Origin of the sequence: Kitasatospora nipponensis (genome assembly GCF_039528135.1) — a bacterium.
GTDB classification, from domain to species: domain Bacteria; phylum Actinomycetota; class Actinomycetes; order Streptomycetales; family Streptomycetaceae; genus Kitasatospora; species Kitasatospora nipponensis.
Map to the genome: position 1 here is coordinate 1 of NZ_BAAALF010000507.1, position 1,077 is coordinate 1,077.

1 protein-coding gene is annotated in these 1,077 nt (G+C 70.3%); it reads right to left on the reverse strand.

The window, feature by feature from the left end:
* Positions 1-1,077 (reverse strand): condensation domain-containing protein (locus ABD323_RS41530; protein WP_344447272.1); only part of this gene is annotated, 1,077 nt, incomplete at both ends.

The following is a 1,077-nucleotide window of genomic DNA, read 5'->3' on the forward strand; positions in this document are numbered from 1 at the left end:
TCAGAACCAGAACCTTCTCGTCCGGCCCCGCCACGAACAGCGACGCCCGGATCGGAACACCGAGCGAGAGGTCGAACACGTGCCCCGCGGCCGCGGCGACCGCGCCCGCCAGCTCGTCCTGAGTGACCTCGGCTACCTCCAGCTCCCACACGAGATCCTCATTCGCGATGATCCGCTGGTAGGGCTCGCCGTTCTCGTCCGCGGCGAAGACCGTGCGCAGCACCTCGTGCCGCCCCAGCACATCGCGCAGCGCCGCACCCAGCGCATCGCCGTCCACCGCGCCCGTCAGCCGAAGAACCGTCGGAATGGTGTAGGTCGCACTCGGCCCCTCGATCTGACCCACGAGCCACATGCGCCGCTGCGCGAACGACAGCGGCACCCGCTCCGGACGCTCACCGGCCCGCAACGCCACCCGGGCCGTACCAGCGCCGGACAGCTTGGCCGCAAGCCTGGCCACGGTCGGCGCCTCGAACAGCGCACGCAGCGACAGTTCCACCCCGAGCACCGCGCGAACGCGGCTCACCAAACGGGTGGCCAGCAGGGAGTGACCACCCAGGGCGAAGAAGTCGTCGTCAACACCCACGCTCTCCAGACCCAGGACCTGGGCGAACGCGCCGCACAGCAGCTCCTCCTGCAACGTGACCGGCCCACGACCGGCACCCGCGCTGTACTCCGGCGCCGGCAGCGCCTTACGGTCCAGCTTCCCGTTCACCGTCACCGGCAGCACGTCAAGCACCACCACCGCCGACGGCACCATGTGCTCCGGCAACCGCTGCGCGACGAACGCCCGCACCACATCGGCAAGTTCAGCACCGTCACCGTCGGCCACCACGTAGGCGACCAGGCGCTTGTCACCCGGCACGTCCTCACGCACCACCACGGCCGCCTGCTGGACCTGCGGGTGTGCGGCCACCGCCGCCTGGACCTCGCCCGGTTCGATCCGGAAACCACGGATCTTGACCTGCTCGTCCACCCGGCCCTGGTACTCCAACTGACCGTCCACGGTCCAACGGGCCAGGTCGCCGGTGCGGTACAGGCGCTCACCCGCACCACCGAACGGGGAAGCGACGAACCGCT